The organism is Candidatus Nitrospira salsa, from assembly GCF_965152625.1.
This window is the reverse complement of record NZ_CBCUCO010000002.1, coordinates 1906100-1926913: the sequence shown is the minus strand read 5'-3', so window position 1 is coordinate 1926913 and position 20814 is coordinate 1906100. Positions and strand designations below refer to the sequence as shown.

Sequence of the window (20814 nt, the reverse complement as noted above, 5' to 3'; positions counted from 1 at the left end):
TTTTGTAACATAGGCGTTACAGGGAAGACATGTCCTTTCGTTATTATTACTTATTCAGAAACTGGAGGAATTAGAGTATGGAACAGAACATGAGCCCTAGGCTCGAATGTCAACGAATGACGAGAAAATTTTTCATGAATACCATCAGTGTCGCTGGGCTTTCCATGGGATTGTTGGTCGGAATGGGGTCTCCTGCATTGGCCGGAAGCGAATCAATGGATGACCCGAATTGGAAAGCCTATGAGCGAGTCAGTGGTGTGTCCGGGAATGTCAATAGCATTGGGTCGGATACACTCAATAATCTCATGACACTGTGGGCGGAAGGTTTTCGTAAACAATACCCAAATGTCAAAATTCAGATTGAGGGAAAGGGGTCGAGCACGGCTCCGCCCGCCTTGATTGAAGGAACAGCCCAACTTGGGCCGATGTCTAGAAAGATGAAGGGCAAAGAACAGGATAAATTTGAAGCCAAATTTGGGTATAAGCCCACCGCGTTTCCTGTGGCAATCGACGCATTAGCGGTGTATGTGAATAAAGACAATCCGATTGAAGGGATGACCATGGAGCAAGTCGACGCCGCATTTTCTAAAACACGGCGGAGAGGTTTAAACCGGGATATTGCCACATGGGGTGACCTGAAAATGAATGGTTCATGGAAAGCTACGCCAGTCAGTCTCTACGGTCGTAATTCGGCATCGGGGACGTATGGGTTTTTTAAAAAGACGGTATTAAAGAATGGTGATTTTAAGAATCAAGTCAAAGAACAGCCTGGTTCAGCGTCTGTTGTGCAGGGTGTGACCGAAGATCGCGCCGGGATGGGCTACAGTGGAATTGGGTATAAGACCTCAGGGGTGCGAGCCATTCCGTTGTCAGCCAAGCAAGGTAAGCCTTTTGTCGACCCGACCTTTGAGAATGCCGCCAAAGGCGCGTACCCGCTTGCGCGATTCCTCTATGTATATGTCAACAAAGCTCCGGGAAAACCTCTCCCTCCACTCATGCAGGAATTTTTGAAGTTCGTGTATAGCAAAGAAGGGCAGGCGGTTGTGATTAAAGATGGCTATTTCCCAATGTCCGCTGAAGTCATTGGTCCGCAACTGAAACGGATACAATAGCGTCGAAATACACTCAAAGCCGGAGATCTTCTTGATCAAAAGAGACCTACGGCCACTGAGCTTACGAGTCATGAATCGCCGTTGACCATTAAATATATGCCACCGTCTGATCTAACTGCCAACATTGATGATCTGCCTTCCCCGCCCCCCGCTAAGACTCGAGTGATTGTCCACGGCCGAACCAATAGAAAATTCCGAGCTTTACTGGATCGCCTGGCGACGGGGGTGGTGTGGGTCGGTGGTCTGGCGACCATTGTGAGTATTATGGGTATTTTTCTGTATCTATTCAAAGAGGTCGCTCCGCTCTTTATTGCTCCTGAAAGTGAATCGCAAGCCATTGTTCAAACACGATTGACCGAGCAACCGTCTGATCCCGCCTTGGCCATTGGGATTGATCAATATCAAGAAGTTGCGTATCTCATTCATAAAGGCCATGTGGCGTTTTTCCAAATTCCCGGTGGGGAGCTCATTCCATTTCAGACCAACCCCAATCCATTAACACAGAAAATTGTGGCTGTTGCCCATTCATCTGGTCGCGGACATCATTTTGCCTTTGGAACAGATGATGGTCATGTTGTGCCAGTCGATGTTGAGTTAACTCCGACCTTTCACGACGGTGTTCGAACGATTATCCCAACCATGAGACATGGTGATGCCATATTTGTCGATCCGACTCAGACTGGAATTGCCGGATTGGCCTATCAGGAGACTGACACGGGGATGGCGGTTGTCATGTTGAGTCAATCTGGAGAATTGTGGTTCACCACCCATGGTGAAAGCGAAGGGTTGGTGTTGTCTGATGAGCCTAGTATGACTCAGACGCTGATTGCCAAATATCCAGAAGGTGAGGTGACAACCTTCATCTTAGATAGCCTGGCAGAGACCCTCATGGTCGGGACCAAGGATGGGCTGCTGCTTCATTGGAATCTGCAAGATCCCAGCGCTCCTGAATTGAGTCATACCTATCACTTGCCAGAGACGGCAGGAGTGGTGACGGCCCTTTCGTTCCTCATAGGGGATCGGAGTCTTGCTGTTGGTACAAACATGGGAATGGTCTCAATTTGGATGCCGGTTCCCTCTGACGAGTCAATACGACCCATTCCGTATCAGCGGGTTCGTTCATTTAAAACCCATAGTGGCGCCGTGACCCAATTGTCGCCGTCTCGCCGTGATAAGGGGTTTTTATCAGCCGATGCGACGGGACAAATGTTTCTTCATCACTCAACGTCCAACCAAACGCTGTTAGAGATGAACGTGGGAAGTTCTCCCGTTCATGGACTAATGTTCGCGCCAAAAGCCAACGGAGCAGTGGCGTTCAACGCTCAAGGCAAATTTCACTCAGTTAGCATTGATAACGCGCATCCCGAGATTACTACGGAAACGCTGTTTCGCCCTGTGTTGTATGAAGGATATGCGCATCCTGAATATATATGGCAGTCTTCGAGCGGATCAGATGAGTTTGAGCCGAAGTTTGGCCTGTGGCCCCTTATCTTTGGAACGTTAAAGGGAACAATCTATGCGATGCTGTTAGCCGTGCCGTTGGCCGTCATGGGAGCGGTGTATACAGGAATGTTTATGAGCCCCAAGCTTCGAGCTATCGTCAAGCCGATTGTTGAAATTATGGCAGCACTCCCATCCGTCGTGCTTGGATTTTTAGCCGGATTGTGGCTGGCCCCTCTGCTTGAGCAAGTGTTTCCTGCGGTGGTAGCTATGGTGTTTTTGATGCCCGTCACCATTGCAGTAGCCTGCATTGGATGGCAGTTTATGCCGCGATCAATTCAAATACGAGGACAGTCTGGCATTGATCTCGGGGTGCTGACTCTTGTCCTGTTTACGACCATTATAGGTTGCCTGGCTGCGAATTCCAGTATTGAAGCCTGGTTGTTTGATGCCGATTATAAACAATGGTTTCGCTCTGTTTTTGATCTGCACTACGATCAGCGAAATGCTCTCGTGATCAGTATGGCGATGGGGTTTGCGGTCATCCCCATCATCTTTAGTATCTCTGAAGATTCCATTTCCAATGTCCCGAAGCATTTAATTGCTGGATCCTTGGCGATGGGAGCCACGCAATGGCAAACGTTGACGCGGTTGGTCCTGATTTCGGCGAGTCCCGGGATTTTTTCAGCCTTGATGATCGGATTTGGGCGAGCCGTTGGTGAAACAATGATCGTGTTGATGGCGACAGGAAATACTCCGATACTGGATTGGAGTATCTTCAACGGGTTTCGTACGTTATCGGCTAATATTGCCGTTGAAATGCCAGAAGCCCCACATGGCGGAACGCTGTATCGGGTTTTGTTTTTGTCGGGGTTACTGTTGTTCGGGTTTACGTTCTTTATTAATACCATTGCCGAAATCGTTCGACAGCGATTACGCACTAAATATAGTCAATATTAACGGTCATGCAATCAATCTCAATACGAAAATTTCTTGATTCCGGCACTCTGTTTGTGTGGTTTTGCGGTGCAGGATTAGCGCTTTCCCTGTTGATGATCGGTGGGTTGTTGACTCTCATTCTAGTCAATGGCATGGGCTATTTTTGGCCAAAGGATCTCGTGCAGCTCACGTTGCAGGACGGCTCATATGTCCTGGGTGAAGTCACTGGACGTGAGGTCATTCATGATTCCGTAGGTACGGAGTTTCCAGAAGGGAAAAGCCGCATTCAGTTAAAAGTCGGAAATCGTGATCTGTATGGGTTGGACTTTCGCTGGGTGGATGAAAGTCAAATTCAGGCTCAAGAAAAACCTGAAGATGTCGTTTCTCTTGAACGCCAAGAATGGGGTAACTTCTATGGTCGACCTCAATTGATCAAACACGGAGAGGATGTTGTGGCTTCAGGGAGTCAAGAGGCGACGACAGCACTCTTCCCGTTGATTGATCGTGCGAATGACATGTATGAAGACATTCACTATCTCGAACGGGATGTGATTGGTGAAATTAATTACGAGATAGAGGAGCTGCGTCTGAGTCTCCGGTCCTTGGACCTCGAAGAAAGAAGTCGTCAGTCTGACGTTGCCGAAATTGAGCAGGAGATGAATAAGCTTCAGAAGCAATATGAGGCAGAGGCTGATAAGCTTCGTGTGTTGTATGCCCAGTTGGAGGAGTACACGGTTGTCTTAGAAGATATCAATGGAACAAAAAAGGAGTTGGCGGTCGGACAGATCATTCGCATGCTCAGGCCCAATGCGATGGGGGTAGGTGAAAAAATTTGGACATACATGGAAAATATCTGGACCGTCCTGAGTGAAGAACCTCGGGAAGCCAATACGGAGGGAGGAATTTTCCCTGCTATCTTTGGGACGGTACTCATGGTCTTAATTATGAGTGTGGCAGTTGTTCCATTTGGAGTATTGGCGGCCGTCTATTTGAAAGAGTATGCGACGCAAGGCACGTTGGTACGTGTCGTGCGAATTGCCGTTAATAATTTGGCCGGGGTTCCTTCCATTGTGTTTGGAGTCTTTGGGTTAGGGTTTTTTGTCTATGCGGTTGGAGGGTCGATCGATGCCCTCTTCTTCCCTGAAGCCTTACCCAATCCGACGTTTGGGACAGGTGGGATGCTGTGGGCTTCCTTAACGCTTGCGCTGATGACGGTTCCTGTGGTGATTGTGGCAACAGAAGAAGGGTTGTCGGCAGTCCCGCGTGAATATCGGGAAGGATCATTGGCACTTGGTGCGACCAAATTAGAGTCGTTGTTACGGGTGGTGATTCCTTGTGCGATGCCTGGTATCTTAACCGGTCTTATTTTGGCGATCTCACGAGCCACGGGTGAAGTGGCGCCACTGATGTTGACGGGAGTCGTCAAGCTTGCGCCTTCGATGCCGTTGGATGGGACCTTTCCATTTCTTCATCTTGATCGGAAGTTTATGCATCTCGGGTTCCATATTTATGACGTCGGTTTTCAGTCGCCGAATGTGGAGGCGGCCAAGCCGATGGTGTATGTCACGACGCTTATTCTTGTGGCAGTCGTGATTATTTTAAACATGGCAGCGATTGCTATTAGAAATCGGATGCGAAGAAAATATGCTGGTTCCACCATTTAATTCAGGTACAATCATGGACATAGCGAAAACGTCTTCTCAACGTACAACGTTATCATCTTCTACATTAAAAGTCGAAGTGTTACGCAATGGACAGAATCTCATGAAAGAGCCGAGTGATCAGAAATCGAAAGAGGCCTTGAACTCTTCACAACCCAAAATAGATATTCGTCACATGAATTTTTACTATGGATCTAACCAGGCACTCTTTAAGGTGAACCTGACTATTCCTGAGCATCGGGTAACCGCGTTTATTGGTCCATCAGGCTGCGGAAAGTCCACATTGCTCCGCTGTCTCAATCGATTAAACGATCTTGTTTTGGGGTCGCGTGTCGATGGGAAAATTTTGATTGATGGGCAAGATATTTATCAGCCGGAGGTTGATATCACGGATTTACGGACCCGAGTGGGCATGGTGTTTCAGAAAGTGAACCCGTTTCCCAAATCGATTTATCAAAACGTCGCGTATGGTCCAATGTTGCAAAAAGTGAAGAGTCGGTCTGCGCTCGACGAAATTGTTGAGAAAAGTCTTCAAGGGGCGGGGCTATGGGATGAAGTGAAAGATCGATTGCATGCCAGTGCGCTCGGTATCTCGGGAGGACAACAACAACGCCTCTGTATTGCTCGGGCATTGGCGGTCAATCCCGATATTCTCCTGATGGATGAACCTTGTTCAGCACTTGATCCGATTTCGACTGGTAAAATTGAAGAGCTCTTGCATTCCCTAAAGGAACGACTCACAATTGTCATTGTGACCCACAATATGCAACAAGCGGCCCGCGTGTCTGATTATACGGGATTCTTTTTATTAGGCGAGCTGATTGAATATGATGATACGAAAAAGATTTTTACCAATCCTGGGGATCGCCGTACAGAAGATTATGTGACTGGACGATTTGGATAACATGAAATGTGGTTTTCTTCGCATCCTCAATGGTCGTCTAATAAAGAGTGCATGAAGGAGGCACGGTGCAACGTCATTTTGATGAAGAGTTAGCTGAGCTGAGGCAGAAGATCTTGCGTATGGGTGCACTGGTTGAAGACCAGATTCGGCAAGCGACCAATGCGTTAATTGAGCGAGATGTTGACTTGGCGCAGCAAGTAATTGATAACGATCGACGAGTGAACACCTTAGATGTCGAGGTCGATGAGGCTTGCCTGCAACTCTTGGCCTTGTATCAACCGGCAGCTCGTGATCTTCGGTTCATCACCACGGCGATGAAAATTTCTACTGACTTAGAACGTATGAGCGATTTAGCAGAAAATATTTGCGAGCGAACGATTGAGCTGAATGAGGAACCACAACTCAAGCCGTATATTGATATTCCTGCAATGGCCAATAAAAGTTTACAAATGGTCGGAGAGGCTCTTGATGCGTTTGTTCGCGGGGATTCTATCTTAGCTCGAAAGGTCCTTGACGCTGATGATGAGATTGATGAGCTGAACGAGCAACTGTTTCGAGAACTGCTTTCGTATATGATTGAAAATCCTAAGACGATTTCTCGTGCGATTCGTTTATCCTTCGTTTCAAAGTACATTGAACGTATTGCAGACCACGCGACAAACATTGCGGAACTTGTGGTGTATTTAGTCGAAGGCAAGATTATTCGACATACGCTTCCTGCCGAATCTGTTTAACCCTAGTCTCTCTAGCTGACATTCTCTTTTTCACGATCTGGGTTGCCGTCATTTTTCATTGTAAGAGCTCGAGGCTCTTCACGCTTACCAAAGTATCGTATGGTTTGGAATCGTCCGAGACTTTCTGATGACGAATGGATATGGCTGGGATGTAGAGGGGAGAAAGATCTTTTGAAATATGATCGTTGAATGCTTACGATGCGTGTGAGGAAAATTGTAGCCCCAAGCTAAACATATTCTGCCAGACAACTTCACCGTGAAATGTCGTTCCGAAATGTTCTGAATTATGAATTATGAGCTTGAGTGTTTGTCCCATTCGGATTTGAAACTCCGACATTTGTAGCTTTGCTCCACTATGTGGGGGAGAAGTCGATGATTCGATAGTCTTCGTGTGTGTGCTAATTGAAGAACTTGGCCAAGAAATGAGATAAGTATGAGATTTTTAAAATTCTCAATAAAGTACTCAAAATGGTAAAGAGTGACTTTACTCTTCTCCCTCATGGGAGGAAAACTGTAGAACAGGCATTTCAGGAAGTATGGCTGGGATGGAACCTTTAGCGAAATCGCGAATATTTCTAGTAACAATGATTGCTATTTCTGACTCTTCTGCTGCGGCATGAGCGACCGCGTCCTCGAAATCTTTAATTGGACTTCCCAGTGCCCTACGTATGGCAGTATCTGTGACGGCTGCTACGGTGAATCGTGTGAGCAGGGTTGTAAGGATAGCCTTACTCTTTTTGGCGTCAATATGCTTTGTGAGCACATAGGAAAGGGTTGTCACTGCATGGCCTGAGACGTAGCCGTGAACCAAGTTTTTCCCGACTAAATCAACGGCTTGCTGGGAGAATGAAACGTGTGACTTGCGTTGGAGGAATACATCCAGGAGGATATTCGTGTCAAAGAGAACAGGGGTCACTGATATTTACGTTCCAGATAATCTAGGTATTGCTTGCGCGTTTGTTCATCGGATGGTGCATTCCTGGGGTGTTGAGAGAGCTTGAGTAATTGCTTCATCCAAGGACTCATTGTTTGATTTTTCTGGTGTTCATCGGATATTTGGTCAAAAAATGTTTCCATAGCTTGAGATAAGGAAATTTGGCGACGTTTCGCCCAAACCTTTGCTTTCTTAATTGTGCTGGATTTAAGCCGAAGAGTTAATTTGTTATGCATAGGGGAAAGCTAGGCGTATAATTATGTGATTACTGTACGTGCAAAGAGTTTTTCCGTCAAGGCATAGAAATGGTTCGATCTTTCCAATGATTCAGAAACCATTCTTGCGAATTAAAGGCATCGTCTTGAGACTTTGGTGAGAGACGCTGATAGCTTCCCGTCGACGTAAGTTTTCTGGCCTTCGTGTTATCACGAAGGTGAATGTGCAGAATATTTTGGATGAGGAGATTCTTCAGTGACTGATTTTCTATAGGGAATAACACTTCAACTCGACCATCTAGATTCCTGGCCATGAGGTCTGCGCTACCTAAGAAAACCTCGTCTTCTCCGCCATTGCGAAAGTAATACATGCGAGAATGTTCAAGGAATCTCCCAACGATGGAGGTGACCGTAATGGTTTCACTTACTCCAGGGATACCGGGACGTAATCCACACACTCCTCGAACAACTAAATCAATTTTCACTCCAGCCTGAGACGCATGATAGAGGGCATGGATGCAAGCTTGATCAACGAGGGCATTCATTTTAAACGCAAGATAGCCATCGCCATGTTGACGTTGTCGATCGATTTCTCGTTCAATTCGGCGGAGAATTTCATTACGCATGGAATGAGGGGCAACCAGGAGTTTGTTGTAGGTCTCTTTGCGGGAATAACCAGTTAGGGCATTGAATAAATCAGCGACGTCGGTGCCGATCGCGTTATCGCACGTAAAGAAGCTGAAATCGGTATAAATTCGACTGGTGATCGGGTTGTAGTTCCCTGTTCCCAAATGTAAGTAACGACGAAGACCATCATGATCTTTTCGCACCACCATGCAGAGCTTGGCATGCGTCTTCAATCCACGAACGCCATAGACGACGTGGACGCCTTCATCTTCTAATTTTCTGGCCCATTCAATGTTGTTTTCTTCGTCAAAACGTGCTTGCAATTCGAAGAGCACGGCCACCTGTTTTCCATTTTCCCTGGCTTCCATCAGCGCTTCGACTATCGTGGAATTGGCCCCGACCCGGTAGAGGGTTTGTTTGATGGCTAAGACATGTGGGTCGTTGGAGGCTTCTCGAACAAAATCGACAACTGGGAGAAAGTTGTCATAGGGATGAAAGAGCAGCTGGTCTTCTTGTTGAATCGCAGAAAAAATATTGTCTCGGGTTGCAAGACGTTCAGGGATATTGTTCAGAAATGGAGGGAATTTTAATTCAGGTCTGTCAATCTGAAGCAATTCCATGAGGCTCGAAAGGCCAGGGGGGAAGTCATAGGTAAACACTTGATAGGGAGCGAGATTGAGATTCCTGACTAATATATTTCGAATGTGATCGGGTGTTTGTTGGTCCAATTCCATTCGTACCACTGACCCGAAATGGCGCAGGTCAACCTGTTCTTCAATGGTTGAAAGGAGATCGGCTGCTTCGTCTTCTTCGATGGCCAAGTCGGCGTCACGTGTAATACGGAATAGGTACGAAGCCTGAATCGTTAAGCCTGGAAATAGCAAGTCCAGGTTGGCCGTAATGATATCCTCAAGCCAAACAAAGTGATACGCGTTCGAAGTGGGGGATGTGTCATTTTTCTGATTCTTTTGAGGAGTGTCATCCTGAGGAATACGGATCAGCCGTGGGAAGTTGTTTGGGACTTTGACTCTAGCAAAACATTCGCCTCGCTCAGAATCGTGCGCGACGACCGCCAGATTGAGTGTGAGATTCGAAATGTGTGGAAATGGATGCGACGGGTCAAAGGCCAGTGGGGTCAGGGCAGGAAAAATTTCTTGTGAAAAGTATTGCCGTAAGGTCTCACGTTGCGTCGAAGACAGTTGGTCATACCGAAAGAGGCAAATATTCGCATCATGCAGTTTGTGGAACAAATCGTTTTCCCAGCATTTGGTGATGCGCGTGAGTTGACTCAGGAGTTTTTGCCGGACAGCACTTAATTGGTCAGAGGGAGCCATGCCATCTGGCGGGCTTTCGACGACTCCGCTGGTGACTTGTTCGCGGAGGCCAGAAATCCGAACCATAAAGAATTCATCTAAATTACTAAAGAAAATGGCTAGAAACTTCGCACGTTCTAAGAGTGGTTGACTGTGGTCTTCAGCCTCTTCAAGGACACGCTCATTAAATTCCAGCCAACTGAGTTCGCGGTTGAGATAGAGTTTGGGATCGTAGAGATCGACCTCTGGTTTAGGGGTGTTTTGTGTATCTGAGTCTGTCATAGTTTGCTCTGCTTGGGTTATTGGTAACTGGGTGAGTGTGAACTCTTTTTTACCCCAATGTAGCCTTGGCGCGTTTTTTGACTTTTCCCCATCGGTTGGGGAAAGCCCTCCGTGCTTGCACACGTCGACGGCGGAGACGTTCGACAATAAGGCCTGCGGTAAACGCTGAACTGATGTGTTGAGTTGTGCGAAGAAAGGTCTGTAATTGTTCTTCAATCATGACCGTATCTTGGTGTTCGCCTAAGAGATCTTGAAGTTTCCGTACTTGACGAATGAGTTGAGAGGCCGATTTGCCTGTGCACGGTTCTGCCAGCTCAGTGGCATATCTGACTCGTTTTGCACGAATGCGGAGACGGTGAAGATCTTCATCGTTATACGCTTTAGGTAAATTATCTACGGCTTTTTCGAGTTTGTCGAATTCCTTCTTTGCAAGGTCTTGAAGCGCAACATGTAGAGTCATGATGTCCATATGTTGTATGGACGACTGTAAGTGATCGAGGAGCGTAAGATAACGCGGACTTCGCAGTGCGTCTAACATCGTAGTGTGAGCCTCAGCGCGTTGTGAGGCTAACTGGTTAAGAAGAGAAGTATAGGCTTCTTGTTCCGATGCTGTCAGAGTTTGCGTTTCGCGCTGAAGTTTCTCAAGTAAGACATCGAAATCACGAACCCGACCGAGAGTTGACGCGAGCCAGCCTATTTCTCTCCGTATCGTTGGGTTCCATGTTGAGTTTGAGGCAGGCTGGATCGTTCGAAGGATAGCCCGAGCCCGTCTCGTGGCAACCCGCATTTGATGAAGATCTTCTTGGTCGCGTCCTAAGCGTGTGCCCGGATCATGCCGGAGAATTTCGTCAAGCTGTTGCTTCAGCCGTAATTGGACATGCTCTCCTGGATGAGCTGATGCATCCAGTATCTGTTTCTGTTCAGGGTACTTGAGGTCGAGAGCCTGGCAGAGCTGTGGACGGATATTTTTCGTAACTGCCCCGGCCGTTTTTAATTGTGTCGTAATGTGCTTGAGGTGTTTGTTCGTGCCGTCGATGAGCATGACTCGAAGCTCGGTCAAGCGTTTGCGAATCCGACGGTCCTCTAAAAGCGCAATGTGATCTTTCGTCAGTTCTGCGAGGGTACGATCATCTTCTCGTATCTGATACGTATGTCTTTCTGTTCGAAGTTTGGCGATTGCCGTTGGGGCTTGCCCTCGAAGGAATGCAAATAAGAGATCAGCTAATTCTGGGGGGAGTTTAGGTGACCCATGAGAAATTTCCAGCATACCGCTTGCCCCGGATTTTGGGATCTTCAACTGCCATGAGCCCTTGCCCTGTTCGACACGCCGTCGTAACGTGATACCGAGTCGAGTCAAGTCATAATTTTGGGTATCGTAGTATGTTGAGGTAAAAACCCGTTTATGTAGAACGTGATGGGTCAGATGTTCGGGCAGACAAAATCCGGCAGGAGCACCTAGTCTGACATCTTGTTCCGGATGGTGTTTACATGTAGAAAGACACATGAAAATACTGAGGAAAGCATATGATGAGTATTAGATGAAATTTGAAGGAAATAAAGCAAATACTCTATCATAACGGTTTCTGGCAAAAGTGTGAAATTTCATGTCACTCGTCGCTGAGAGTGAAAGAATCCCAGATCTTAGATGTTATTCTAAACTCATGAAAATTAAAGATTTTTCTTCAATGCAGAATCACGTAACCTTCCTGTGAAGGTTCTCCTGTTTGATGCTACTCAAATGTTCTCTGTGTTACATAGTCAACTCTGTTGCGATTGACTGTCAGGACCCATGACTAGATTAGCGGTGTTTTTCAACGTGCTGTTTGGGTTTGCTGGGGTATTCTTGATTTCGTGTTCGATGATTCCTCAGGCGTCAGGCCCAGTGCAATCATTCACCTTTGTCTCGCTCATACGATCTGCTGTGCCAGGGAGCATGTCTCCCTGTGCCCCATTTCTCCTGCCGGAAGGATTCACGCAATCGATTCTTATCCAGGAACGCCCTCTGTGTTCAAATGCAAGACGTACTCTTGATGTTATTGTCGACACGAGTGATCGGACGGACATGAATACCGTGAATGAAACGGGTTCTGAAGTTGGACGCTATCTGTATCGCACCCATGAAACTGATGAGGGGCGAGGGGCGATATCTGTGATGGACTTACAGACTGGGCAGATGGCTGTTCACAGAGGTGAAAAATTTGGCGGCTGGAATCGAATGGATGGAATCAAGTGGACGCCATGGGGAACATTACTGACGGCAGAGGAATCCGGCGCCTATGGCCGGCTGTTCGAATGTCGGGTAGAGCGTTTGCTGTTATCTTGCGTTGATCGCCCGGCTGTCGGACGTATGTCTCACGAAGGGATCGCTGTCACACGGGACGGGTCTGTGTATGTGGTAGACGAATTTGATGGCGGGTCGATCTTTAAGTTTGTCTCGGGCACCTATGGCGATCTTTCATCAGGCCAACTGTTTGCGCTGAATGTTCAATCCGATGATATCACGATGTGTTCTGAAACGGCAGGTGTAGGATTTATCCCGACTGGGAACGCCGAGTGGGTGCCCCTCACACCAGGCCGAGGTCGTGTGGTGACTGATCCGGCATACAATGCGAGAGCGGCCGCACGTGAAGCAAGAGTGACGCAGTTCTGTCGTCCTGAAGATGTTGAAATCATCGAGGATCATTTATATGTGGCCATGACGACGACACACACGGTCTTTCAAGTATCACTGTCCTCGGAGCAGCCAGTGGTCACGGAGTATGTCGGAATCAACACGAATATGAACAGTGAAGAATCTGTGCCAGCCTATAGTTTGTCTAACCCGGATAATTTAGCTTCTGATCAAGCTGGAAATCTTTACATTGTCGAAGATAACGCAGGTGAAAATGATATCTGGATGGCGACTCCGGACATGGATGGCAATGGAGAAGCGGACTCTGTCGTGTTATTTGCCACGATGACGACTCGTGGTGCAGAAGCTTCTGGTATTTATTTTCCACCTCAGGGACCAACAAGGATGTTTGTGAATGTGCAGCATGCGGATGACGGGAATGATATGACATTGGTGATTACACAGGATGGTGAACGGGAATAATTCACGCAAATGCTGATGTGTGGCTTTCATTCAGAAAAGATTTATAATGACGCGTTCTTGCACGATTCCTATGAGACGTTCATGTGCATCGATGCATAATTTTGGGGAGTGAGTGAATTAATGGCTTCTCTAGACATCCCTGATCACATGGATTTATCGGCGTTACTTCAGGTTGCCGTTCAATCGGCACAGGCACCGGCAGACATTATCCTGAGTTATTTCCAGCAGACCGCTCTTGTCGTTGAAAAGAAGCAGGATGATTCTCCCGTCACCAAGGCCGACAAAGAAGCTGAACGGTACATTCGGCAACATTTGGGTAAATATTCGTCGCCTGAACCCATCGATATTCTCGGCGAAGAGCATGGGTTTGAAGAATCCGGGGCACGGTTTCGTTGGGTGATTGACCCCATCGACGGGACGAGAGGGTTTGTCCGCGGTATTCCCCTCTTTGGCACGATCGTGGCCCTGGAAGACATTCAATCTCAGCGTGCGTTAGTCGGTGCTATCCATCTTCCAGTCCTGAATGTCACATATTCAGCAGCACGAGGATTAGGGGCATGGTGTCAGGGGAAACCGCTGAGTGTTTCTTCTATCACTAACATGAAAGACGCCATCATTTCTGTTGGTGACCCTTTGCAGTTTGCCCATGCGAGGTGTGACGCGGCGTATCGTCGGCTTGGTGAGTTGTGTTCGTGTTTACGAGGGTATACGGATTGTTTTGGTCATGCTCTGGTGGTAGGCGGATCGCTTGACGCCATGTTCGATCCTGACCTGAATCCATGGGATGTGCTAGCGACTCAGGTCCTCGTTGAAGAAGCAGGCGGAAAGATGCTGATGCGTTCGTCAGCGAACAAAGAGAAAGTTGATGCGTTATTTGGGAATCCTGATCTTGTCAATTTCCTTTCTCAGGAACTATGTTTTTCGTAGGTGGATCCATTGCCTGGCAGGAAACAGCTCGATCTGGTTGTTCTCACGAGAAGAATGCTCGTGTCCTTTCTTGGGTGAAGATATATCGTGGGTGCGCACGTGCAGGTTGACTGTGGCTAGAGACGTTGTCTTCTCAGTCACTTGAAGCTGTCCAAGATGTTCCTGAGATTTTGAGTGAAAACGCATCGCTTGGTACAGAGAGTTAGCCATCCGAACAATTTTAGACTGGACAAGGATAAGGAATGATTGGCAACGAATGTTCAATGGGTACATTCTTTCTCCTTTTCGTTGATGATCAAATAATTGGGACGTCGAATCGATGAGGTTTCCTTGGTGTGACGGATTTCTTCACGGCCAATACGTGAATAGACAGAACACAGACATTGAATTGCAATAGGCGAAATTGACCGTGGTCTTGCCCGCAATGTGTTTGTCCTTAAAATGGAGGGAAGGTCAATGTATCGATGTTCTCCTGCATGACGCGGATGACCAAGCCTGGCGGATTCTTGGTCCTTGGCGAGAGGGTGAGTTTCGCCGTTCCGGGTAGCACACGATTGAGCGAGAGAGGTGAAGAAGGTGGTGTAGGCACCCGTCCCGATCAATCCTGTGGATGCAAGAGGTCATATGTTGACCTTCCCTAGCGAGGTGTTCGTAATCAGCGAATTGTGACTCTACTCTCTTGTGCGTTCTCTCGGTCTCCCAGTGATCTTCATATTATAACCCTCGAGCCCTGTTGGCTTAACGGCTTCGTATAGGATCAATTCGACGATAGCCCCGGCGACGTCGTGGTTGAGGTGCCGGTTTTTCTGCTTGTTCGATTGTGTGATGGTGGTGGATAAGCGGATCACTGACAAATCCACAATTGGCACAGCGGACGCCAATAATCCAAAGCGGATGACATGAATCTTTCATGTCGCAATACTCTTCCCGAACAATGAGTCCCTGACATCGAGGGCATGTTTCAAAATGCATCGGAGCATTGCGAGATGTTTTATGATTAGATGGATTCCTTGTCAGTACTCGATCATCTGGTAGCAAAGGGGCTTTCACATGATACTCCTTAGAATGGGGCGGCGTGTGTTATGGGAGTTGTGTATCATATTCTGAAAGTATAGTGACGGTTTGTGACAGCCCTGTTAAAGTCAGATTACTAATTTGTAAAACCGGTACGTCGGGACGATGGAGAAATGCGATACCTTGTAGAGTTTACTCAGCGGGCGTCTAATGTGCTGAGCAAGTTGTGAGCCTCAGGAAGAAAGTGATGAGTCCACGTGTACGGGTAATGTGGGTGTGTCGCTTGGATGACGGCAAGTAATTGCTTACGAGCGGCCTCTTGTTTGTTTTGCTTGATGAACAGTTTTGCCAGAAGCAGTCTCGCATTGGTGTAGCGCTCATCAATGGCGATCGCTTGCTCGAGATGATGTTGAGCTTTTTCTTCATCTCCGCCCAGCATCCAGGGGAGTTTCGCTAACAACCCGCCCAGCATCTGATGTGCCGGAGCATGGGTGGGGTCGAGGGTCAGTGCTTGCCGGACATGTAATAAAATTTCCTTAATATTTATCATCCCGATTGCGTAACTTTTGAGTCGAGTGGCATTGCCGAGATTTGCCGCATAGAGAAAGTGTGCTTCGGCATTGAGTGCTTCGAGTGCCATGGCCTGTTTGGCGTGACGTGCCCCTGCCTCATAGGCCGACAGTCGATGCGGGTTTTCCGTAAAAAGATCATCCCCCATATTGAGGTGCAGTTCGGATAGCTGAAGCAAGAGTGGTACGTTGTCTGTATGCTGTGCGAGTTCAGCAGTCAGCGATGTCAGATCTGCGTGAAGGGAATGCGGGTATCCGTTGGGGATGCTGTCGCGTTGAGCCCATACGAGAGTGGACAATAACAACATACAGCTCAAACTCAGCAGAATGAATACGGAGTAGACCTTATTGCCGGTCGGGGTGAACATAAAATTCAATAGATGAACCGGTGACTTGGCTTCTTCCGGTAAAGAAAAATATGAGGACCCACAAGATTTGAAGCAAGAAAAAAAACTCTGGGGTCCAGAGAATGTGCAAGCCATTCATGATGTCTACGGTCGAAATTGGTTCATGCGGCCAGAGCGGGAGCAATCCGATCGTATAGGCTATCCCGGCGAGTGCCATTATTTGGTACGACGACCATGTTCCCTGGCCTCGATAATCGGCCCTCATAAACTCTGAGACGATTCGCCAGCCTTGCGTCACGATGGCTGTCCATGCAATGGCCAGGGTGAATTCCGCATTGAGAAACATGTGCATACCGATAACCCCAGTGAAGGTATTGACGAGTGCCGTCATGGGTTGAATGGGGATGAGGGGCACCGACTCTAGATTCGATTCATAGGAAGCTTTTTTATTCGGGCCGGTAAATTGAAGATGGACGTGCGAAAAGAGTTTGTGAGCGAATGGGCCGGCCTGGGAAAGCGGTTTCCCATAACAACAGCCATAACTGAGGCAGGCTAATCGTCCGACCCCTTCACCGAACGCCAGTGAAATCCAGAGCGTTGCCCATGCCGGGAGGAGAGGAATCTCTGCGTCACCATTTGTCTGGAGCCAGTTGAGAAAACAGATGGTCCACGGCGCCATGAGTATTCCAACAAAGGAGGATCCCCCTATCGTGAAGGTATGGGGCTTTTTTTCTACGGCTTTTGCAATGAACTTTGCGGTTGGCACCGTAATGCCAAGAAGCAGTATCGCCAAATGAATGGTAGACGATAAGGCCACGCCGATTGTGCCTAATAAAATACAGGTAACGCTCACGGCAAGCGAGACGCCGAAAGCGGTCAAGGCGCCATAGTATGTCAAGTTTAATCCCTTCCAAACTGTTTTCTGTGTTTTGTGTATGGGGACAATGGCGAGCATTTGCCATTGTTCTTGTGGTAAGGCATGGAAGGCCCATCGAAATACCATCCCAAGAATCAGACTTATCCCCAACAGGAAAACGATATTCTCCATGCGTTACTCGACGTCTGTGTCCGTGTGGTGCTCGCTTGTTACAGAACGGTGTTGGGCTGTTGCAATCGTTGATCGTACTTTGACATTCGTTTCCACCAGCGGACGCCCAAAGCCTAATGAATAGCGGCTGAGAACATCTTGGCGAAACATGTTGGTGAGTAAATCTTGGCAAGGGACAATCCTGTTTTTTTGGAAAATGACGACATCGGTTGAACTGCCGGGACGGTAGAGACTTTTGGGCTGTCCTTTCTGAAGAAAGAGCCCTGCAGTGACATCTTGAGGCCTACGGTATTGCTCTGCGCTATAACATTGCACGATGGTCCCGATCATGAGCGCGACGATTTCGATCATGGCGACGAGTCCGATGCCTGACCCGCCGGGTACGTCGGTGTCCACAATGGTCACAATGCGTTTATTTTTTGAAAAAGGTGTGGCTACAGAAATGACTGGTCCGGGATTGCAGGAATGATACTTCCCGGAGATTTCATAGAGATCGCGGACCGTCCCGCTGACGGGTGAATGATTATAATGATACTTGTCCGGAGTAAGACGAAAAATGGCATAGTCCCCACCGGTAAATGCTTGTTGCCATTCACTCTTGTCGTGTCCGAAGAGATCGGGGAAGTCGAAAAACTTTTCCTTTAAAAACAACAGAGATGACTCGAAGAACGATCCAAACAACACGCAGGCGTCGGCCGGTGAAGCAATCGATGAGGAGGCTTCCGCCATTGGGCGACAGTCCCAGTACCGGATTTTTCGTTCGAACACTTTTCTTGGAGTATCGAGTGACGATGGTGGGTCGACACATTCGCTTAGATCAATCTTCAGAGCTTCAAGGAACTTCTCAACGCCGCGGATTTTTGTCGAAAGCCATGAATCATAATTCCAATAGCCTAACAATTGCGACATGTAGGGAGAGGTGAGAGCGTGAAATAACCACGGAGTGTGCTCGCGCGTCGACGAATAGAGAAAATTCACAAGACGATCACCGTAGAATCGTTCCGTGATGATGTAGGACGTTCCCCGGTCAATATACTGGTGTGCAATGTGGTTCATGGGTCGGGTTCGGCGATGGCGAGTCGGCATGTGACTCGCTATCAATGTGAATGGTGAGCAATGTTAACCGAATCAGTTTGATGATGGTCTGGATATCTCCACATTCGTTGATGATGTCTTGTTTGACGGACTGGAGAAACGCTGTGGTGGATTCCGCATGTCCAACGATGGATCTGGCGATCGGACGAAGCGGATCGAGTTGAGGGTCGGCACTTGAATCGAAATGCTTCAGATCATCTTCTAATCCATTCAAGCCTTCCTGTATGTGATCCGTTCTCAGTGTGGTTCGGTAATACGACTCCGCAGCTGCATTACATTCTTCCCCTGACAGGTGAAGAGGTGATGATACACCCGCCTGCCGTTGTATGCCTTTTGTCAATTTTCCGAATGTCGAGAACTCCGCAGGTTCCTCAATCCGTAAGGTCAGGCGATCGAGGAAATCCCCCAGTTGAAATTCTTCGATAAGATCGCGGGCATCTTCTCTCAGGATGGTGACGAGCGCTCGGAGGTATTCGTGGTAATGGGCACGAATAAATTGTGGAAACCGGCGGCTAAGGCGAATGTGTTTCATTTTTGAAAGAATTTTTTGTAAAAAGAGATTTTCGGAATTGGCTCGAACATAAAATGTCGGAACATTCAGTGCGGCTCCAAAAAAGAGTTGCCGGCGCTCGCTTTCGATCGCAGGCGTGTCGGGAATATGGGCATGTGTGATGTCATGATGTGCAATATATCGAAACGCCAGGGCCGTCAGGAGTGCCTGAAGGTTGGCGGCATCGGCCAAATCATCTGTCAGACTTTCAAAGAGGCTATAGTAGCGCCCTTCAAATCCTGAAAACCCCTTTTCTGAACAGATACGCAGTTTATACAACAGATACAACGACATGCGTTCATCGTAGATCCCGAGTTCACTCAGGTCCTTTTTCAGCCTACGATCATTTCCGAGTGTTCCGTCAAGCGCTGGGCATTGTTCAGTGCTGGGAAGAACGGCGAGATAATCAATTAATCGAAAGTCGGGGATAAAGTCTCCCTTGAGTCCGAAATTTTTGCTAATCATTTTATCGAGCCATAAGGGCCCAATTGGTGTGATCGGATTGCCAAAAATTTTTAGACCGGCTTTGCGTTTCCACCGTTGCCATAAGAGCTGGAGGTAGGTGTAATCGAGCTCATGGGAAAGAAACCCTAAGACTTGTTCCGGATGAAAGTCCCAAAAGTCGAGACGATAGGGAGCAGCGCTGTAGGTGCCGACGAATAACGGCAGGAAATGCTCGGTGATTTTGATGACGAGATCGCCAATATATTTTTCACCCCTCGGCATTTGGGGGTCAGTAGTGTGCTGTAATAATCGACTTAAACTTTGACTGCCGAGGCTTAGATGCGTGCCGTTGTTCGCCAGACTAATGTTTGACGGCGTAGGCAACGTGACGAGATTGCGATTGATAATGCCGGCCCCCTGTAATTTGGCGATGGCATTGACATGGCTCCGTGATAGGACTGTGTGGCACAAGGCCATGTAATGATGTTTTTCTTCTCCGCTGTCCCAGCCGGATAAACAGGGATTCATGAAGAGTTCTCGGTAAAATGAGTCGGAAATGAGACGATTCAGCTCTTTTTGCCGTATTGGCGGGTGGGGCGCGAAGTAGACCATGGCTTGTTGGCCAAGTTCAAGCAAATCGAACTTGTGATTCGCGTACATAATCAGTAATTGACTAAGGAGATATCGTTTTGACGCTTCACGGCCGACGGCGTGTCCCATGTGCGTGCGAGGATTCATCTTGACCACGTAAAAACTGAACGTTTCAGGGGAAGTATTGTCGTTGAGAAAGTGATTCATCAATCGCTCCCCGAGGCCGCGAATGACATGATGAGTTTGTGGGGAGATACTGATCACATCGGCGAGGGCAATCCTGAGTAAGTAACTGATCGGAATGCGGAGCCAATCTTCCCCGTGATGCGAGAAGAGGAATTTGAAAACGTCGCTTCGTCGTGGCCCAGTCGGATGCCTTTTATCTTCCAAGAGGTCATGCTGGAGGACCTGTTTCGAAAAGTGACTGAGTCGGTTGAGTGGAAAACGGACCCATGAGTTTTCCCAGACATGCTGAGATGAATCATTGACGTATTGTTCAAGTTCGCTAGCAGAAGTATTGGGCGACAATCCTGAAGCCGACTGCCTTACCATATTTTTAAAAAAATTCGACGATGCCAGACTGATCGGAAGGTCGACGGCATCTTTAGAGCCAATCACGGCCGTTTGATATTCATTTTCGGTTCCAGCGGTCATGTCGTACGCATGAAACGGAAGGGGATGGTCATGTGCGCCCGAAGCGCTATTCTGTTGTGACCATGCTTGGAGAAATGTCTCGACGATGTGATGATGTTCTGCCTGTGAGAGCGTTGATCGGTCGGCCGATAGGCCCTTAGGCATCCGGGAACGATATAAGCTCAATGGATACCTCCCTGTCTCGGTGAATTTCCAAAGCATTCCTGTTCGAGTTGCGCGGTCATTGCCTCCTGACTTTTATCGTTCGTTACTCATATGAAGAATATCGGTTATTGATGTTGCGAGTGAGTTGCTCTGTTGCTACTAGTGTGTAAACTTTT

At 47.8% G+C, this 20814-nt stretch carries 16 protein-coding genes; 7 read left to right on the top strand and 9 right to left on the bottom strand.

Translation table 11 applies throughout. The annotated features are described in order from the left end of the window. Positions 1-134 precede the first annotated feature (134 nt). From ACWQXP_RS10640 to phoU, 5 genes are all read left to right on the top strand, one after another. Positions 135-1112, top strand: coding sequence for a PstS family phosphate ABC transporter substrate-binding protein (locus ACWQXP_RS10640; protein WP_454062796.1), 978 nt, complete (start codon positions 135-137; stop codon positions 1110-1112). 96 nt (positions 1113-1208) lie between these two features. Further along, positions 1209-3512: an ABC transporter permease subunit gene (locus tag ACWQXP_RS10635; RefSeq protein WP_454062795.1), complete on the top strand. Its 2304-nt coding sequence runs from the start codon at positions 1209-1211 to the stop codon at positions 3510-3512. Positions 3513-3517: 5 nt separating this feature from the next. Continuing rightward, the gene (pstA, locus tag ACWQXP_RS10630) at positions 3518-5155 is read left to right on the top strand and encodes a phosphate ABC transporter permease PstA (RefSeq protein WP_454062794.1); all 1638 of its coding nucleotides are present in this window, start codon (positions 3518-3520) and stop codon (positions 5153-5155) included. A 100-nt stretch (positions 5156-5255) separates the two neighbouring features. Then, positions 5256-6056, top strand: coding sequence for a phosphate ABC transporter ATP-binding protein PstB (pstB, locus tag ACWQXP_RS10625; RefSeq protein ID WP_454063026.1), 801 nt, complete (start codon positions 5256-5258; stop codon positions 6054-6056). Positions 6057-6121: 65 nt separating this feature from the next. After that, positions 6122-6790 carry a phosphate signaling complex protein PhoU gene (gene phoU, locus ACWQXP_RS10620; protein WP_454062793.1) on the top strand — a complete coding sequence of 223 codons (669 nt, stop codon included), beginning with the start codon at positions 6122-6124 and terminating at the stop codon, positions 6788-6790. Between the two features lie 484 nt (positions 6791-7274). Here the strand turns inward: phoU and ACWQXP_RS10615 are convergent, their stop codons facing one another. The 4 genes from ACWQXP_RS10615 to ACWQXP_RS10600 are packed head-to-tail and all read right to left on the bottom strand — an operon-like array spanning position 7275 to position 11665. Next, positions 7275-7706, bottom strand: a complete 432-nt coding sequence (locus ACWQXP_RS10615) for a PIN domain-containing protein (RefSeq protein WP_454062792.1) — start codon at positions 7704-7706, stop codon at positions 7275-7277. Beyond that, positions 7703-7960: a DUF6364 family protein gene (locus ACWQXP_RS10610; protein ID WP_454062791.1), complete on the bottom strand. Its 258-nt coding sequence runs from the start codon at positions 7958-7960 to the stop codon at positions 7703-7705. The genes ACWQXP_RS10615 and ACWQXP_RS10610 overlap by 4 nt, the downstream gene beginning before the upstream one ends. Before the next feature lie 56 nt (positions 7961-8016). Then, positions 8017-10161, bottom strand: coding sequence for a polyphosphate kinase 1 (gene ppk1 / locus ACWQXP_RS10605; protein WP_454062790.1), 2145 nt, complete (start codon positions 10159-10161; stop codon positions 8017-8019). Between the two features lie 49 nt (positions 10162-10210). After that, positions 10211-11665 (bottom strand): CHAD domain-containing protein, encoded by a 1455-nt coding sequence (locus tag ACWQXP_RS10600; protein WP_454062789.1) that lies wholly within the window; start codon positions 11663-11665, stop codon positions 10211-10213. Positions 11666-11950: 285 nt separating this feature from the next. Between ACWQXP_RS10600 and ACWQXP_RS10595 the strand changes: the two genes are divergently transcribed. Both ACWQXP_RS10595 and ACWQXP_RS10590 read left to right on the top strand, forming a co-directional pair. Then, entirely contained in the window at positions 11951-13255 is a 1305-nt protein-coding gene (locus ACWQXP_RS10595) for an alkaline phosphatase PhoX (RefSeq protein ID WP_454062788.1), read from the top strand. Between the two features lie 120 nt (positions 13256-13375). Beyond that, positions 13376-14182: an inositol monophosphatase family protein gene (locus ACWQXP_RS10590; RefSeq protein WP_454062787.1), complete on the top strand. Its 807-nt coding sequence runs from the start codon at positions 13376-13378 to the stop codon at positions 14180-14182. 738 nt (positions 14183-14920) lie between these two features. Here the strand turns inward: ACWQXP_RS10590 and ACWQXP_RS10585 are convergent. The 5 genes from ACWQXP_RS10585 to ACWQXP_RS10565 form a co-directional block, all read right to left on the bottom strand. Beyond that, positions 14921-15232: a hypothetical protein gene (locus ACWQXP_RS10585; protein WP_454062786.1), complete on the bottom strand. Its 312-nt coding sequence runs from the start codon at positions 15230-15232 to the stop codon at positions 14921-14923. A 160-nt stretch (positions 15233-15392) separates the two neighbouring features. Next, entirely contained in the window at positions 15393-16073 is a 681-nt protein-coding gene (locus tag ACWQXP_RS10580) for a TRAP transporter TatT component family protein (protein ID WP_454062785.1), read from the bottom strand. Between the two features lie 37 nt (positions 16074-16110). Then, entirely contained in the window at positions 16111-17160 is a 1050-nt protein-coding gene (locus ACWQXP_RS10575) for a prolipoprotein diacylglyceryl transferase family protein (RefSeq protein WP_454062784.1), read from the bottom strand. A gap of 3 nt (positions 17161-17163) precedes the next feature. Beyond that, positions 17164-18216: a phosphatidylserine decarboxylase gene (locus ACWQXP_RS10570; protein ID WP_454062783.1), complete on the bottom strand. Its 1053-nt coding sequence runs from the start codon at positions 18214-18216 to the stop codon at positions 17164-17166. After that, positions 18188-20659: a hypothetical protein gene (locus ACWQXP_RS10565; protein ID WP_454062782.1), complete on the bottom strand. Its 2472-nt coding sequence runs from the start codon at positions 20657-20659 to the stop codon at positions 18188-18190. Before ACWQXP_RS10565 ends, ACWQXP_RS10570 begins: the two co-directional genes overlap by 29 nt. Positions 20660-20814: the final 155 nt, after the last annotated feature.

Excerpts from the sequence above, each read along its gene's own strand:
- pstB (WP_454063026.1), top strand. The coding sequence starts at position 5,256 with ATGAAAGAGCCGAGTGATCAGAAATCGAAAGAGGCCTTGAACTCTTCA.
- ACWQXP_RS10590 (WP_454062787.1), top strand. The coding sequence starts at position 13,376 with ATGGCTTCTCTAGACATCCCTGATCACATGGATTTATCGGCGTTACTT.
- ACWQXP_RS10600 (WP_454062789.1), bottom strand. The coding sequence starts at position 11,665 with ATGTGTCTTTCTACATGTAAACACCATCCGGAACAAGATGTCAGACTA.
- ppk1 (WP_454062790.1), bottom strand. The coding sequence starts at position 10,161 with ATGACAGACTCAGATACACAAAACACCCCTAAACCAGAGGTCGATCTC.
- ACWQXP_RS10640 (WP_454062796.1), top strand. The coding sequence starts at position 135 with ATGAATACCATCAGTGTCGCTGGGCTTTCCATGGGATTGTTGGTCGGA.
- ACWQXP_RS10575 (WP_454062784.1), bottom strand. The coding sequence starts at position 17,160 with ATGGAGAATATCGTTTTCCTGTTGGGGATAAGTCTGATTCTTGGGATG.
- ACWQXP_RS10610 (WP_454062791.1), bottom strand. The coding sequence starts at position 7,960 with ATGCATAACAAATTAACTCTTCGGCTTAAATCCAGCACAATTAAGAAA.
- ACWQXP_RS10635 (WP_454062795.1), top strand. The coding sequence starts at position 1,209 with ATGCCACCGTCTGATCTAACTGCCAACATTGATGATCTGCCTTCCCCG.
- ACWQXP_RS10570 (WP_454062783.1), bottom strand. The coding sequence starts at position 18,216 with ATGAACCACATTGCACACCAGTATATTGACCGGGGAACGTCCTACATC.
- ACWQXP_RS10580 (WP_454062785.1), bottom strand. The coding sequence starts at position 16,073 with ATGTTGTTATTGTCCACTCTCGTATGGGCTCAACGCGACAGCATCCCC.
- ACWQXP_RS10595 (WP_454062788.1), top strand. The coding sequence starts at position 11,951 with ATGACTAGATTAGCGGTGTTTTTCAACGTGCTGTTTGGGTTTGCTGGG.
- pstA (WP_454062794.1), top strand. The coding sequence starts at position 3,518 with ATGCAATCAATCTCAATACGAAAATTTCTTGATTCCGGCACTCTGTTT.